The organism is Kocuria sp. CPCC 204721 (genome assembly GCF_040980945.1).
Taxonomy (GTDB): Bacteria; Actinomycetota; Actinomycetes; order Actinomycetales; family Micrococcaceae; genus Kocuria; species Kocuria marina.
The window spans coordinates 48,741-64,101 of sequence record NZ_JAVKPO010000007.1; the positions used below are offsets into that span (position 1 = coordinate 48,741).

The 15,361-nt window shown below is 69.0% G+C and carries 12 protein-coding genes and 1 pseudogene; 4 read left to right on the top strand and 9 right to left on the bottom strand.

Annotation, left to right across the window (positions count from 1 at the left end):
• Positions 1 to 152: 152 nt before the first annotated feature.
• Positions 153 to 2,039, top strand: a complete 1,887-nt coding sequence (locus RF637_RS08260) for an FAD-binding monooxygenase (protein ID WP_368844571.1) — start codon at positions 153 to 155, stop codon at positions 2,037 to 2,039.
• 52 nt (positions 2,040 to 2,091) lie between these two features.
• Here RF637_RS08260 and RF637_RS08265 read toward each other — a convergent pair whose 3' ends face one another.
• The 3 genes and pseudogenes from RF637_RS08265 to RF637_RS08275 form a co-directional block, all read right to left on the bottom strand.
• Positions 2,092 to 2,352, bottom strand: coding sequence for an encapsulin (locus RF637_RS08265; RefSeq protein WP_368844572.1), 261 nt, complete (start codon positions 2,350 to 2,352; stop codon positions 2,092 to 2,094).
• Positions 2,349 to 3,341, bottom strand: a pseudogene (locus RF637_RS08270) (Dyp-type peroxidase). Before RF637_RS08270 ends, RF637_RS08265 begins: the two are co-directional and overlap by 4 nt.
• A gap of 134 nt (positions 3,342 to 3,475) precedes the next feature.
• Positions 3,476 to 4,489: an NAD(P)H-dependent flavin oxidoreductase gene (locus RF637_RS08275; protein ID WP_368844573.1), complete on the bottom strand. Its 1,014-nt coding sequence runs from the start codon at positions 4,487 to 4,489 to the stop codon at positions 3,476 to 3,478.
• A 22-nt stretch (positions 4,490 to 4,511) separates the two neighbouring features.
• On the opposite strand from RF637_RS08275, the gene RF637_RS08280 reads away from it, so the two are divergent.
• Positions 4,512 to 5,006 (top strand): NUDIX domain-containing protein, encoded by a 495-nt coding sequence (locus RF637_RS08280; protein WP_368844574.1) that lies wholly within the window; start codon positions 4,512 to 4,514, stop codon positions 5,004 to 5,006.
• A 205-nt stretch (positions 5,007 to 5,211) separates the two neighbouring features.
• Here the strand turns inward: RF637_RS08280 and surE are convergent, their stop codons facing one another.
• Together surE and RF637_RS08290 are read right to left on the bottom strand one after the other, a co-directional pair.
• Positions 5,212 to 6,096 carry a 5'/3'-nucleotidase SurE gene (gene surE / locus RF637_RS08285; RefSeq protein WP_368844575.1) on the bottom strand — a complete coding sequence of 295 codons (885 nt, stop codon included), beginning with the start codon at positions 6,094 to 6,096 and terminating at the stop codon, positions 5,212 to 5,214.
• A gap of 218 nt (positions 6,097 to 6,314) precedes the next feature.
• Positions 6,315 to 7,277: a 1-phosphofructokinase family hexose kinase gene (locus tag RF637_RS08290; RefSeq protein WP_368844576.1), complete on the bottom strand. Its 963-nt coding sequence runs from the start codon at positions 7,275 to 7,277 to the stop codon at positions 6,315 to 6,317.
• A gap of 61 nt (positions 7,278 to 7,338) precedes the next feature.
• Between RF637_RS08290 and RF637_RS08295 the strand changes: the two genes are divergently transcribed.
• Positions 7,339 to 7,818 carry a GNAT family N-acetyltransferase gene (locus tag RF637_RS08295; protein WP_035965631.1) on the top strand — a complete coding sequence of 160 codons (480 nt, stop codon included), beginning with the start codon at positions 7,339 to 7,341 and terminating at the stop codon, positions 7,816 to 7,818.
• Positions 7,819 to 7,881: 63 nt separating this feature from the next.
• Here the strand turns inward: RF637_RS08295 and RF637_RS08300 are convergent, their stop codons facing one another.
• Complete coding sequence (locus tag RF637_RS08300; protein WP_368844577.1) at positions 7,882 to 8,301, bottom strand: ChaB family protein; 420 nt, start codon at positions 8,299 to 8,301, stop codon at positions 7,882 to 7,884.
• 259 nt (positions 8,302 to 8,560) lie between these two features.
• Here RF637_RS08300 and RF637_RS08305 point away from each other — a divergent pair, with 259 nt between their 5' ends.
• Entirely contained in the window at positions 8,561 to 9,055 is a 495-nt protein-coding gene (locus RF637_RS08305; RefSeq protein ID WP_085106852.1) for an Hsp20/alpha crystallin family protein, read from the top strand.
• Positions 9,056 to 9,214: 159 nt separating this feature from the next.
• On the opposite strand, the gene RF637_RS08310 is transcribed toward RF637_RS08305, so the two are convergent.
• From RF637_RS08310 to RF637_RS08320, 3 genes are all read right to left on the bottom strand, one after another.
• The gene (locus RF637_RS08310) at positions 9,215 to 12,994 is read right to left on the bottom strand and encodes an MMPL family transporter (RefSeq protein ID WP_368844578.1); all 3,780 of its coding nucleotides are present in this window, start codon (positions 12,992 to 12,994) and stop codon (positions 9,215 to 9,217) included.
• A 178-nt stretch (positions 12,995 to 13,172) separates the two neighbouring features.
• Positions 13,173 to 13,874 (bottom strand): TetR/AcrR family transcriptional regulator, encoded by a 702-nt coding sequence (locus RF637_RS08315; RefSeq protein ID WP_368844579.1) that lies wholly within the window; start codon positions 13,872 to 13,874, stop codon positions 13,173 to 13,175.
• An 84-nt stretch (positions 13,875 to 13,958) separates the two neighbouring features.
• A complete protein-coding gene (locus tag RF637_RS08320) occupies positions 13,959 to 15,350 on the bottom strand; it encodes a D-serine ammonia-lyase (protein WP_368844580.1) in 1,392 nt (463 codons plus the stop codon).
• Positions 15,351 to 15,361: the final 11 nt, after the last annotated feature.

Sequence of the window (15,361 nt, forward strand, 5' to 3'; positions counted from 1 at the left end):
GGGCGGGCAACGTGGCCCGCACCCGCCGTACGGATCTCACCGGTGGAACCGCACAGCACGGACGCCGCCCCGCGGCACGTCCGCGACTCGGACCCGGATCCCGGACCCTGCGGGAACACCCTGCGAGATCACCGCACAAGCCAGGAGAAGGCATGTTATTTCACCAGAACGGATACGCCTCCGAGGATCCCCGGATCGAGGAGCCCCGCGGCTGCGGCGTGGACCGTCCCGAGGACCTGACCGACACCATGGACGTGCTGATCGTGGGCACGGGACCGGCGGGTGTGATCGCGGCGGCACAGCTGTCCCAGTACCCGGACGTCAACACGCGCATGATCGAGCGCCGTCCGGACCGGTTGGAGATCGGCCAGGCGGACGGTATTCAGGCCCGCAGCGTGGAGACCTTCCAGGCCTTCGGTTTCGCGGAGGAGATCACGCAGGAGGCGTACCACCTGCGCGAGATGTGCTTCTGGAACCCGGATCCCACCAACCCCCAGAACATCGTGCGCACCGGCCGCCCCGCGGATGACCCCCACGGCGTGTCCGAGTTCCCGCACCTGATCGTGAACCAGGCCCGCGTGCTGGACTACTTCCTGCGCTCGGCCGAACGCGGCCCGGCCCGGATCACCCCCAACTACGGCATCGAGTTCGTGAACCTGGAGATCGACCAGGACCAGGAGTACCCCGTGGCCGTGACCGTGCGCTACGCCACCGGTAAGCGCGAGGGCGAGGAGCGCACGGTGCGCGCCAAGTACGTCTTCGGGTGCGACGGCGCGTCCTCCCGCGTGCGCAAGGCGATCGGTCGCACGCTCAGCGGCCAGGGCGCCCACCACGCGTGGGGCGTCATGGACGTGCTCGCCAACACCGATTTCCCGGACATCCGCACCAAGTGCGCGATCAACTCCGTGAACGGCTCCATCCTGCTGATCCCGCGCGAAGGCGGGCTGCTGTTCCGCATGTACGTGGATCTGGGCGAGGTCCCCGAGGACGACAACCACGAGATCCGCAAGACCCCGGTGGAGGAGATCATCCGCCGCGCGAACAAGATCCTCAACCCCTACAGCGTGGACGTGAAGTCCGTGGCCTGGTCCTCCGTGTACGAGGTGGGCCACCGCCTCACGGACCACTTCGACGACGTCGACACCGAGGACCGCGGCACCCGCGTGCCCCGCGTGTTCATTGCCGGGGATGCATGCCACACCCACTCCGCCAAGGCCGGCCAGGGCATGAACGTGTCCATGCAGGACGGCTGGAACCTGGGCTGGAAGCTCGGGGCCGTGCTCTCCGGGCGCGCGGACGAGTCGCTGCTGGACACCTACTCCGAGGAACGCCAGGTGATCACCAAGAACCTGATCGACTTCGACCGTGAGTGGTCCACCCTCATGGCCACCCCGCAGGACAAGTTGCCGGACCCCAAGTACCTCGAGGACTTCTACGTGAAGACCGCGGAGTTCCCGGCCGGGTTCATGACCGAGTACCAGCCGTCCCTGATCACGGCGGGTACCGACCACCAGGACTTCGCCGAGGGCTACCCGGTGGGTAAGCGCTTCAAGTCCGCCCGCGTCCAGCGCGTGTGCGATTCCATGGTCGTGCACCAGGGTCACGAGGCCACCGCGGACGGGCGCTGGCGCATCCACGTCTTCGCGGACAACTCCGTGGCCGGGGCGGATTCCCCCACCACCGCGTTCGCCGAGTGGTGGCAGAACGATCCTTCATCCCCGCTCGTGGCGCTGCGCCGTGATGACGACGGCGATGCCACCCTCTTCGACGTGGACGTCACCTACCAGCAGCCCTACACGGACGTCGACATCACCAAGGTGCCGCGCGCGTTCAAGCCGCAGGTGGGCCCGTTCGAGCTGAACTACTGGGAGCGCGTCTACGCCGCGATCCCCGGCGAGGACGTCTTCGACGTGCGCACGATCAGCCGCGACGGCGCCGTCGTGGTGGTCCGCCCGGATCACTACGTGGCCGCAGTCCTGCCGCTCGACGCGACCGACGAACTCACCGAGTTCTTCGGGAAGTTCCTGCGCAAGAACTGACCCTGCCCCCCGGGGGTTACTCCCGGGGGCCGTGACGAGGCCCGGGCCGGGCTCAGCGGGTGATGACCACGCTCGCCTCGGACGTGTTGACCCGGAACGTGAGGGTCTCCCGGAAGTAGAGGTCCACGGTCTCCGCGGTGTGGGACGAGTAGCCGATCGCGGCGTCCTGGCCCAGGTGCAGTACGGTCTTGGCGCGGGCCACGGCGTCCACGTCCGTGCGCCGGACCGTGAACGGAGCGCGCAGTTCCACCACGCGCACCACGCGGCGCTGCAGGGCCTGGATGCAGGGGGTGTCCGCGGCCAGGTCGCTCACGTGTCCTGTTCCCAGTGCCGAGAACTCGGCGCCCGCGGGGTCCGCGTCCGGGGCGCCGTCGCGCGGGGCACCGTGGTCGGGTCCTCCAGGAACGAGCGCGGCGGCGCGAAGAACAGGGACCCGTGACCGCGGTGGAGAAGTCCAGGATGCGGTCGTACGTGCCCGGGGGGATCGCCCAGGAACATGTTCTCGAGCATGGTCTCCGTGACGCCCGGATCCGCGGCGTAGCTGATGAAGTACGTGCCGAACTTCTCGGTGCCCACGCGACCGAACGGCATGTTGTCGCGCATGATCTCGCGGGCCCGCCCGTCCACGTCGTCGAGGTCGTTGAGGGCCACATGCGAGTTGGCGGGCTAGTCCTCGTCCGAGAGCTCGATGTCCTCCAGTTTGGTCCGCCCGATCACCAGCTCCTGCTCCGTGACGGACAGTGCCTCCCACGCGCCCATGTCGTGGAGGTACTTCTGCACGTGCACGTAGCTGCCGCCACAGCAGGTGGGGTCCTGGTCGCCCACGACCGCGACCGTGAACGCGTCCTCGTTCTTCGGGTTCGCGGTGCCGTCCACGAAACCCAGCAGATCGCGTTCCTGGAAGAATGTGAAGCCCTGCACCTCGTCCACCACGTCCATGTGCGGGCCCAGGCGCTTCATGAGGTGCTTGGCCAGCTCGAAGCACATGTCCTGGGAGACCGCGCGCAAGTGGATCAGCAGGTCCCCCGGGGTGGACACGGCCGCGTGCACAGGACCCACGATCTCCGGGAACGGGTGCAGGTCCTTGGGGCGGGGCGCATCGTAGAGCCGGTCCCACGCATCGGAGCCGATACCGACCGCGCACAACAGGTCACTCGTGGGGACGCGGAACGAGACCGCCTTGGTGAGGTCCGAGACGTCCGTGAGGATGTCCGCGACCTCCGCCTCCGATCCCTCCTTGATGGTCAGGACCAGGAACATCGCGGACTTGGCCGGGGCGGCCACGATCTTCTGAGTGGGCATGGGCTCTCGGTGGGTGGGCGGTGCGCCACCCGGATGCTCACGCGTCCTGGGCGTACCGAGCACGGTCGATCCGGGGTGGGCGGGTGTGCTGTCCTTCCCACGCTAGCCTTCAGGTACCGCCCCGCGGCAGTGGGTCACAGCCCCCGGAAGAGTTCCACGATCTCCGCCGCGCTCGTGTGCCGGCACGCGCCGAAACCGGTGCCCGCCCACAGGTTCAGCCCCTCGGCGTCGCCCGCGGACGCGGCCCGCAGCGGCGCCGTCATGTAATGCACCTGCGGGTAGCCACTCACCTGCGCAGATCCGAGTCGGTCGGTGAACCCATTACGCAGGGCGCGGGCCCAGCGGCCCGAGAACGCCCGCGTGACCACGGTGTCCCTGCCCCCGCCGTTCAGCAGGGCCTCCCGGTGGGCGGGTTTGGTCCCCGCTTCCCGCGCGGTGAGGAACAGGGTGCCCACTTGCACCGCCACGGCTCCGCGGCCGAGCAGGTCCGCGGCGTCCTCGCGACTCGCGATCCCGCCCGCGGCGATCAACGGGATCTCGCTCAACTCACGCGCCTGGTCGAGCAGTTCCGCGGTGCTGATGTCCTCCGGGGTCGTGGCCTGGCCGTGTGTGGCCCGGTGTCCGCCCGCTTCGCGGCCCTGCACCACGATCGCGTCCGGTGCGAGTTCCACCGCGGCCTCGACTTCCCGCGCGTCCGTGGCATTGAGGACGACGACGCTGCCCGCCTCACGCAACCGCGCGACGTCGGCCGCTCCCGGCAGTCCGAACGTGAGCGAGACGAGGGGCACGGGGTTGGCCACGAGGTGATCCAGCTTGGCCGGGTAGTCGTCATCCGTGAACGGGCCCGGCTGCGGTGCGGGGACGTCCAGGTCGGCGGCCACGGGGGCGAGGGCTCGCGCGTACGCCTCGAGCTGCTCCGGATCGGAGGGGTCCCGTTCGGGGACGAAGAGGTTGACCCCGAAGTGGTCCGTGCGTGCGGCGACCTCACGGATCTCCTCCGCCATGGCACTCGCGGATTTGTAACCCGCGGCCAGCATCCCCAGTCCGCCCGCTTCCGCCACGGCCACGGCGAGCGCGGGGGTCGAGGGGCCACCCGCCATGGGCGCCTGCACCACGGGTACGGACAGATCGTGCAGAGGGTTCGTCATCGTGGCTCCTTATAGTGGGGGCGTGCCGAATTCCCATGATGCCAGTCCCCTCACCAGCGCCGACAGGTCCCCCTCACGTCCCGTGATCAAGGTGACCGGTGTGGTGCTGCGGCGCGCCTCGGACGGGGCGGTCCTGACCGTGCGCAAGCGTTCGACCGGGATGTTCATGTTCCCCGGGGGCAAGCCGGAGGGGGACGAGACACCGCTGGAGACCGGGATCCGCGAGGTCCGGGAGGAACTGGGGATCTCGCTGACCCCGGAGCAGTTGCGCCCCGTGGGGGAATGGCACTCGGATGCCGCGAACGAACCCGGTCACGCGCTGCACAGTCACGTGTTCGTGAGCACCGTGCCGCTCACCGACACCCCCGTGCCTGCAGCGGAGATCGTGGAACTGCGGTGGCAGCCCCTCGCGGGTGCGGAGGACGTCACGGACCTCGCTCCCCTGGCCCGGTTGCATGCTCTCCCGGCGCTGCGTGCCGCGTCCAGCGGGGCATGTGTCTCCGGCTGCGAGTCGTGAGGCGCGCGGAGGCCACCGGCAAAGTTTGAGGCACGTAGAGGCCCACCGCGGATTTTCAGGCACTCCAAAGCCACTTAACCGCCCGAATACTGGCTTCCGCGTGCCCAAGGGTTTGCGAGGGTCACATGGGCGGGCATTCCCGGGGCGGGTCACTGGGGTATCGCCGTTTCACTATGTTCCACGCCGCGACAACAGGGGCGCCGGGTCACGTGCGGCGCATGACCGTGGCGGCGTCCACGGTGACGTCCCCCGTGCCCGGGACCGCGGCGTCGTCGTCCGTGAGGCCCGGAAGGGTGACGTCCCAGAAGGGCGTGGGGGCCGTGATCCCCAGGTCCTCGCGGGGGACGGCGTGGGTGTCCTGGGAGCGGTCGTCCACGGGGGCGCGCAGCAGCGTGGCCGTGGCCCAGCCGTGGGTGAGGAGGTAGTGGTCGCTGTCTGGCTCCTCCGGGCCGGTCTCCGCGCTGTAGGTGACCGCGATGTGCTTCTCGTCCCCGCGGCCGATCTGCGCCTGCACCGCCCCGAAGCTCGCCAGGTGGGCGGGCTTGAGACCGCGCAATCGCCCGGGGGCCACGTCGGGAACGTTGAGGTTGAGGATCCACTCGTCGAAAGGCCGGTCCTCCCAGTGCTCCAGCGCGAATCGGGTGACCAGCAGGGCCGTGTCCCAGTGCTGCGGCGCGCCGGACGTGATGGACACCGCGATGCCGGGGATCCCGTGGGACGCGGCCGTCAGCACCGCACCCACCGTCCCCGAGTGCAACGTGGCCTTGCCCGTGTTCGCGCCCAGGTTGACCCCCGAGAGCACGAGATCGGGCCGCTGGCCGAACGCACCATAGGACGCCAGGAACGCGATCAATGCGGGGGCGGCCTTCACACCCACGCACTCCACACCGTCGGGCATGTTCGGCGGCGCGGCCTCCACCAGAGCGATGCGGCCATCGACCTCCTCGCCGGACAGCGAGGCGCTGGCACCCGAGTACTCCTCGGCCGGAGCGGCCACCGTGACGCTGTGCCCGCGGTCCAGGGCTGCCTGCGCGAGAACCGCAAGTCCCGCGGAGGAGATGCCGTCGTCATTGGTGACCAGGATGTGCATGTGCACCATGGTGACACGCGCCCGTCACGCGGACCAGAGCCCGGTACTCGGGCCAGGCCACCCAGGAGGACCAACCCGGTCACGCTTCACACGGGCCGAACTGCCCGCGACCACGTCCGGTCAGGGTGCACTGGGCGTCAGCCCGAACTGCTCGGCGCGTCGAGCCGGAGCCGGGTCGTGGCACCGAATCGGAGACCACAGGTCAAGCACCCGGAACGTCAGGACAGCGTGCGCACCGTGATCTCGCGGGCGAACTTCTCGATGGTCGTGCGGTTGCCGGTCCCCAGGCCGCGGCGCGCCACGTTCAGCGCTCCCGCTGATGCACCGAGGGCCACGGCCTCCACGAGATCGAGACCGCGCGCCAGACCCACTGAGATCCCCGCGGTCATCGAGTCCCCCGCCCCTCGGTGGTCCAGCGGTGTGATGGACGGCGCGGAGACCTCCCGCACGGAATCCTTCTCCACGAGCAGCGCGGGGTCCTTGGCGCGTGAGATCACCACGGCGCCCGCACCGCGTTCGAGCAGCATGTGTCCGGCGCTCACCAGGGCATCCGCGGTGTCCTCCGCGACGAGCTCGAGATCGAGCACCTCTTCGTGGCTGATCTTGAGCACGTCCACGTTAGCCGCCACGGCCGCCAGTGCGGGCTTGCCGCTGAGGTCCGCGACCACGGTGGTCCCGGCATCCCGCGTGTCCCGGATAAGGCGGCCGAAGAACGACGCCGGCACCACGTCCCCGGGTTCGGCCCCGGTGACCGTGAGGACGTCCGAGGCGAGCGCGTCCACGAACGCCGTGCCGTAGAGATCGTCCAGTTCATGGCGGGAGAGCTCCGGGGGCGGCATATGGGCCACGGTCTCCCGGTCCTCACCGCGCAGGTCGTAGACGTATCCGCCGTTGCCGTACCCGTAGCGCACAGCATTGACCTGCATGACCAACCCGTCCAGCATGGTGCGGATCAGCGAGCCCAGTTCCCCGCCGAACGGCCCGCTCACGGACACGTCCGCCCCCAGCGACCCGGCCATCCGGGCGACCCACAGCCCTTGCCCGCCGGGGTGCATGTGCACGTCCGACTCGTGGGAACTACGGTTACGATGCGCAGCCGGTTCCGTGATTTCCGTGATCAGCAGCGGAGTGGGAACCAGGATGGAGATACGCGGCTTGGGGCCGGGGCGGGTCTCGGTCACGAACGAAAGCTACCTGACACGGGCGCTGGTGAACAGCACACCAAGGTGTCACCATGGTGGGATGAACGTCACCGCACCGGTTCGTATCGTGGAAGGTCAGGCCGCCAGTGAGCACACGCTGCGCGCCCTGAGCGCGTACTTCAGCGAGTTGAACAACCGGATCGACGGCGGTTTCGATCCCGAACTCACCGAGGTCACCGCCCCGGAGGACGTCACTCCGCCGCACGGGGATTTCTTCCTCATGACGGATTTGGTCACGGGCTCGGTCATCGCGTGCGGCGCGGTGCGCAAACTCGACGATGACCGCGTGGAACTGCGCCGGATCTGGGTCACCCCGGAACACCGCGGACAGGGCCACGCGCGCACCCTGGTGCGGGCACTCGAGAACAAGGTGCGCGCTTTCGGCGCCACCACGGCCGTGGTCTCCCTCAACGAGGAGATGACCGAGGGGATCGCGATGTTCCGCAAGCGCGGCTACGAGCCCGTGGATTCCTTCCACGACGCCACCACGGCCTCGGTCTTCCTGGCCCGCCAGTTGTAGACCCACCGATCGCAGGCCAGCAGTCACAAACCCGCAGGGTATGAGCCCGCCGAGCGGTGAACCTCAGTCGCGGGCCTCGCGCGTCTTCTTCCGGTTGGCCTTGTCGATCGCCTCGACCAATTCGTCCTTGGCCATGTCCGAGCGTCCCGTGATGTCCAGTTCCTGGGCGAGTTCGTACAGGTGCTCCTTGCCGGCATTAGCGTCCACCCCGCCGGCGGTGTCCTCCGCGTTCAGACCGCCCTTCTCGGCGCTGTCGTCCGAGGGCCCGTTGTGCTCCTTGGGCTCCCAGTGGTCCCCGACCTTCTCGTGGGTGTGCTTGACGGCCGACCACGCGGTGCGCGCCGCCCGAGCGTCGTCGTGGTATTCCTCCTGCGCCGAGTCGTAGGTCTGCGCGAACGTGTCCTGTGCGTTCTCGTCCGAGCGTTGCAGCGTGGACGGGATCTCGTCCTGACGCGCGTGGCCGTTCTTCTTCGCCTTGGGCACGGGGGCCTCCTCAAAGCGTTCGGGTGTCACTGGTGACTCGATCCTACGCGCCGCCGACGCCGCTGCGACAGGCCCGCCCGCTGCTTGAGTCAGTGCCACTCAACTTTCGTGCGTCAATGGCTAGCACTTCCGCCGAGAGCCTGCTACATTAGATGTTGTTGAGTCACAGAGACTCAAGAAACGTGATGGCTCCACGCGGGTAATCGACCGGATCGCGGGGCACAGCACGTGAGTGCCGCAGAGTGAAGGAGTAATCGTCATGGCTACATTCGACCCGTTCTCCGAGGTCCAGAACTTTGCCAACCAGGTCCTCTCTGGCCGCAACGGCCTGGAGCAGATGCCCATGGACCTCTACCGTCAGGACGCCAACTATTACCTTGCCGCGGACCTGCCGGGCATCGATCCCACGAGTGTGGACGTGGACGTGGACGGTCAGCTGCTGACCATCCGTGCGCAGCGTCGTCTGCCCTCCGCTGAGAAGGACACCAAGTGGATCGTGCGCGAGCGCCGCAGCCACTCGTTCGTCCGCCAGCTCAACCTGGGCCAGGGCATCGACACGGAGAACATCACCGCCGCGTACGACAACGGCGTGCTGACCGTGACCATCCCCGTGTCCCCCAAGTCCCAGCCGCGCAAGATCCAGGTGGCCACCGGCCAGGAACACCACGACAACGTGGTCCTGGAACACGACAAGGGCTCGGACGAGGACCGCTCGCAGAACGTGCAGAAGGACTCCGAGGGGTCGCAGGACTGACCAGAACCGAACAGGGCCGATCAGGACCGACCCTTCACCGGCGCTGACCGGCGAATCCACCCGGTCGGAACAGGCCTGCTGAATCGGGGGCTCACCGCCCCATGACATGACTGTGCCCCGCAGGTCACCCTGCGGGGCACAGTCATGTTCACGGCGGGGTCAGCGGTTCATCCACCGCACCACGTGGTCGAGGTCCTCGGACGCGCGGGAGGACCAGACCATGAGCGCGTACACGTGCGGTCCGCCCTCGCACACCACCGCGGTGGTGTCCACGTTCGCGCGCACCAGCTCGGCCACGAACTCCATGGTGTCCGGGTAGAGCATGTCCCGGTCACCCTGCAGCACGAACGTGCGGGGCAGTCCGCGCACGTCGCCGAACGCGGGGCTCACCATGGGGTCGGTGACGTCCCGGGTGCCGGCCCACCAGCGCGCGGCGGCCCGGGCGCCGTCGGTACCGAGCATGTGGTCCGCGTCCCGGTACGCCTCGATCTGGGGGTTCGTCACCGTGGTGTCCACCCACGGGGCCATGAGGATCAGACCCGCCACGCCGAAATCGTCCGCGTCCCGCAGTCGCATGGCCTGGGCCAGCGCCAGACCACCGCCGGCGGAATCGCCCGACAGGAAGACCCGCGGGCCGAACGAACGGGCCAGGTCCCACACGCCATCGGCGAGTTCGAGCGCCTCGTCCACCGTGTGATCGGGGGCGAGTCCGTAGCCCGGCACCACCACGGTGGCCCCGGTGCGCTGCATCAGGGCGTCGATCCAGCGCCAGTGCACCGTGGTCATGGGGTTCACGTATGCGCCACCGTACCAGTGCACGACCACCGGGGCGTCCGCCCGGGTGAGGGCCGCCTTGGGCCGCGCGACGATGACCGGGTACCCGGCCACCATGACCTTCTCGAAGCTCGCGCGCTTGTGCATCGCCTTGTGCGGTGCCGCTTCCTCGCCACGCACGGCCAGGGACTCGAGCAGCTTCTCCTCGGAATCCAGTACGTCCGGGAGCACCCGCAGCGCCTGGTTCGTGGCGCGCAGCACCGGGTCCGCGGCACGCACGATCACGTCCGCAGCCGGCTTCGCGGCCCGGTCCTCGGCGATGCACGTGCTCGTGGAGGCCGCCGCGTGCCGACCACGACGCCGCTGGGCCCCGGTGGTCCCGGGCGTTGCGGCGTCCTCGCGGGAGCCGCCGTTCTCGGCAGCGCCCGCGGTCTCGCCGCGGTGCTGATCGTCGTCGGCCATGGGACCGACGGGGGCCCCGGCGGTACGGTGCTGCCCGGTCGAGCGGTGCGCAGTTCCCCGGTGGTCGGTGGCACGGTGATCGGCCGCGGTGCGGTGGTTCCCGACGTGACCGTGGGTCCGCTCGCCGGCCCCGGCACGGTGACCGTGCGACGTCGTCCGACCGGAAACACCGGCCGCACCCGCTGCGCCGGCCGCACCCGCGGTGGCCACGGCGGCGGCGGTCCCGACGTGCTGCCCGTGACCGGAATCCCCCCGGCGCTTCCCGGACACCGCGCGATGGCGACCGGTGACGGGGGCGGACCCGGCGGCGTCGCCCTCGAAGACCGTGCCGGACTGCCCGGCACCCTGCACGGCGAGGGACTCACCTTCGACGTCCACGTGCGGGAGGATCTTGTCCAGCCAGCGCGGGAGCCACCAGGCCTTCTCGCCCAGCAAACGCATGACCGCGGGGATCAGGAGCATGCGCACCACGAACGCGTCCAGGAGAACGCCGATCGCGAGTGCGAAGCCGATGGGCCGGACCATGGCCATGTCCGCGAAGATGAAGCCCGCGAACACGGAGATCATGATGATCGCCGCGGCGGTGACCACGGAGCGGCCCGCCTTGAAGCCGTAGACCACGGCCTGGCGCGCGGGGTGCCCATGGGCGTAGGCCTCGCGCATCCCGGAGACCAGGAACAACTGATAGTCCATGGCCAGGCCGAACAAGATGCCGATCATCAGCGTGGGCAGGAAGCTGAGGATGGGCCCGGGATCGTGCACGCCGAACACGGCGCCACCCCAACCCCACTGGTACACGGCCACCACGGCACCGAAGGCCGCGAGCACGGAGAGCAGGAAGCCCAGCGTGGCGATCACCGGGACCAGGATGGAGCGGAAGACCATGAGCAGCAACAACAGCGAGATGATCAGCACGACGCCCAGGTAGAGGGGCAGTTTCTCCCCCAGCAAATGGGAGACGTCGATGTTCGCCGCGGTGGTGCCGGCCACGCCCACGTGGACGTCCTCGCTGGCCTGGAGGTCGCCGTTGAGGTCACGGATGTTGTTGACGAGTTCCTCGGTCGCGGCGTCCGCGGGGCCCGAGGAGGGGATCACCTGGATCACGCCGGTGGTGTTGTCGTCCGTGGTCACGCCCGGGAGGACGTTGGCGACGTCGTCCTTCTGCGCCAGCCGGTCCGCCACGGTGTTCATCTTGTCCGTGGCCTCGGCGTCACTGAGACCCTCGGGAAGGTCCACGACCACCGCGAGCGGTCCGTTCTCACCCGCGCCGAAGTCGTCCGCGATGCGCTGGTAGGCCTGGTACTGGGTGCTGTCCTGGGGTTCGGTGGACGCGTCCGGTAGACCCAGACGCATGGTCTGGGCCGGCAGTGCGAGCACGATGAGCACGGCCGCGCACGCCAGGGTGGTGATCCAGGGGTGGCGCAGGTGCAGGGGGACGTCGTGCTCGTCGATGTTCTCCTGGCGGGGCGCGGCGTCGCGCACCTTCTTGGGCAGCACACGCCGTCCGGCGAGTGAGAGCAGGGCAGGGGTGAGTGTCAGGGTCAACAGCAGGGCGACCGCCACGGCCACACCGGCCACGGTGCCCATGAGTCCCAGGAACGGGATCGCCGTGACGTTCAGAGCCACTAGGGCCACGATCACGGTCAGCGCCGCGAAGAACACGGCGGTTCCGGAGGTGCCCACGGCCATCCCGATGGATTCCCGCATGGGCATACCTCGTCGCAACTGCTGCCGGTGCCGGTTGAGCACGAACAGGGAGTAGTCGATGCCCACGGCCAGGCCCAGCATGACGCCGAGCATGGGCGTCACGGACATCATGTCGATCACGCCGGAGAACGCGAGGGTGGCACTCGTGGCGATGGCCACGCCCAACAGCGCGGTCAGCACGGGCAGCGCCGCGGGGACCACGGCGCGCAACATGATCAGCAGCACCAGGGCCGCGATGATCACGCCCACGATCTCCGCCGGACCCACCAGGGAAGAGATGTCCTGCGCGAGCTCCTGGGAGAACTCGGCGTCCACGCCGTCCACGGGGTGGTCCTTGATGGCGTCCATCACTGCGCTCTTGGTGTCCGATTCCACGGAGGTCTGGTCCACCGAGAAGCTCACCACGCTGATCGCGGAGTTGCCGTCCCGGGAGACCACGCGGTAGTCACCCATGCGTTCCATGGCCCGTTCACCCTCTTCGAGCTGGGCCTTCTGCTGGGCGATCTGCTGCGGGTCGATCCCGCGTTGCTGCAGGATGCGCTGTTCGCTCACGCCCGGCGGCAGGTTCTGGCGCAGCTGTGCGAGTGCTTGCTCGCCCTGCTCGAGCTGCTGGCGGCCGTCCCGCAACTGCTGCCGACCGTCGTCCAGCTGTTGCTGCGTCTGGAACGGGTTGCTCGTGGAGGCCACCTGGTCCACGTCCTCGGTGGCCTTCAGAGCCTCGGCGATGCCGTCCTTCTGGGCCTGCGTGAACTCGGAGCCGTCCTCCGTGAAGAACACGACGCGCCCGGTACCCTGGTTCGCCTCCGGGAGTTCGTCCTTGAGCCGGTCCGCGAGGTTCTGGGTCTCGGTGCCCGGGATCGTGATGGCGTTGCTCAGGTTCACACCCGACATGGCGACCCCGCCCACGGCCAACGCAAGCACCGCGAGCCATACCAAGATCACCGCCCACGCGTGGGAGGCTGCGCTCTTGCCCAGCCTGTACAGAAGTCGTGCCACGGGATTCTCCTACTGAATCGGAAGTTCTCTGGTGGGTGCGTCGCGCGGGGCGGCGGCTGATCGGTCCATGGGTGCTGTGCGGTTGTCGACGACGCCGCGGCGCCGGTCTGCGGTCTCGGGCCCCGGCGTCGGGGGCTCGCCGGTGGTGCTGGTCAGGGTTTCGGATCGGTGCGCGGCATCAGGAATCGAAGCCCCGCCCCAGGACGCCGAGTGCGGTGGTCAACAGTTCGTCCCAGATCCGGCGGCCCCGCTCGTCCAGCTCGCCCCCGGTGCGCGCAACCCATTCGTCGAGGCACTCAGCGAACGAGTTGATGAGCGTGGTGGCCACCAAGTGCGTCTCGAAGGACGAGTGCTGCGGCAGTCGTTCGCGCAGCACCTCGTTCAAGCGGTCCACGGCGGTGCGGGTCACCCTGAATCCCCACAGCGAGGCCGCGGGGGTGTCCTGCAGGTCCATGGAGAACACCGGTTGGAGTTCCTCGATCAGGGTGTGGGTGCGCAGCGATCCGATCAACTGCCGGTAGACGTCCCCCAGGGAAACGTCCGAGGTCGCCGCTGTCGTGCCCTTCGGCGTCATCGGCTCCGGGAGATCCCGCAGCACCCCGTCGATCAGCCCTGCCACGAGTTCCGAGAGGTACTCGAACACCGCGTCCTGGGCCGAGGGGAAGTGGTTGAAGATGGTCCGGCGGGAGACCCCCGCCCGCGCGGCCAACTCGTTGACGGTCACGCGGTCGGTGCCCAGCTCGGTGGCCAGTTCACCCGCGGCCGCGATGATGGCCCGCCGATTGCGCAGCCGGATGGCTTCGCGCTTGTCCTTGGGCTCCCCTGATCGAGGCTTACCCGAACGGTCGTCGGCGCATCCGGACAGCAACGTGGTCAACACGTGATCCATCGTACGGCAGTAATTGCACTGTGTGCATCTTCTGATGAGGAGGCTCTCATCACCTCCCTGCCAGGTCTGCGTACGTCAGTCCTTGAGGGATCGATAGTGGGGGCGTCGGTCCCTAGAACGTCGGTTGTCGGAGCGTCCTGCGAGGTATCCCGCCCGCACGTGATCCGGGAGCATGCCACCACCGGTGAGCCAGGCCAGATGGGTGGCCCCGTCGGAGATCTTGATCGGGCTCTCCCCCGCTCCCTCGCGGGCGACGCGCCGCAGGGCGTGCAGGGCCGCGGCGGCCGAGGGTTCCACCACCATGCCCTCTGCGCCATACAGGCTTCTGACCTGCGACAACATGGCCTCGTCCGTGCACGTGACGTAACCGGCGAGCAGTCCTTCCATGGCACGGCCCACGAAGCCGGAGGCCCGCCCCACCGCGAGCCCGTCCGCCACCGTGCGGGTGTCCAATCCCAGCTCGGCGACCGAGATCCCGTCATGACGACCCGTGTACACGCCCAACAGCATGCACGGCGCCCGGGTGGGTTCCACGAACACACAGTGCACTGCATCCCCGAATTCCCGTTTCAATCCGTACGCCACGCCGCCCGGGGCTCCCCCGATGCCGCACGGGAGGTACACGAACAGGGGATGCTCAGTGTCCACCGCGATACCCAGGTCATGTAATTGCCGGGCCACCCGCGCCCCCGCCACGGCGTACCCCGCGAACAGGCTCAGCGAGTGTTCGTCGTCCACGAAGTGCACCGACTCGTCCGCCTCGGCGGCCACACGCCCCGCCGCGACGGCTTCCGTGTAGTCGGTGCTGTGTTCCACGACCTCCACTCCCCGCGAGCGCAGCAGATCCTTCTTCCACTGTTGCGCGTGTACGGACATGTGCACCGTGGCCCGCAGCTCGAGCGCCGCGGCGATGATCCCGATGGACAGCCCCAGGTTTCCCGTGGAACCCACGACCACGCGGTGCTCCCGCATGAGCCGGCGGAAGGGCTCGGCCCCGAACACGGTGTAGTCCGGTCCGGGCCGCGGTGGTTCCGGCAGCAGGCCGTGGCGCACCGCGAGCGTCTCGGCGTACTGCAGGACCTCGTGCACCCCGCCACGGGCCTTGATGGAACCGCTCACGGGGAGGATGTCGTCACGTTTGAGCAGGACCCGCCCCGTCCGGATACCGCTCACGCGCTGCCACTCGCCGGCCTCGTCCAATGGCGACTCGATGAGCCCCCGCGCGGGCGCGGTCTCGGGGAAGGTCGCCGCAATCCAGGGCCGGAACCGCTCGAGGCGCGCCGCGGCGTCGTCGACCAAGGCCGGGTCCACCCCGGAAGCCGCCAGCCCCCGGGCGCTGTCCACCGCGGGATTCCACCATGTCAGGGGTTCCTCCCGGGCCAGCCGGGACAGCACGGGATCCGACGCACCCCTTGACCCGTGCTGCCTCGGCGGCTCCGCGGTGGGTTCCATCTCCGGCGTATCCATGGCCCCATCAT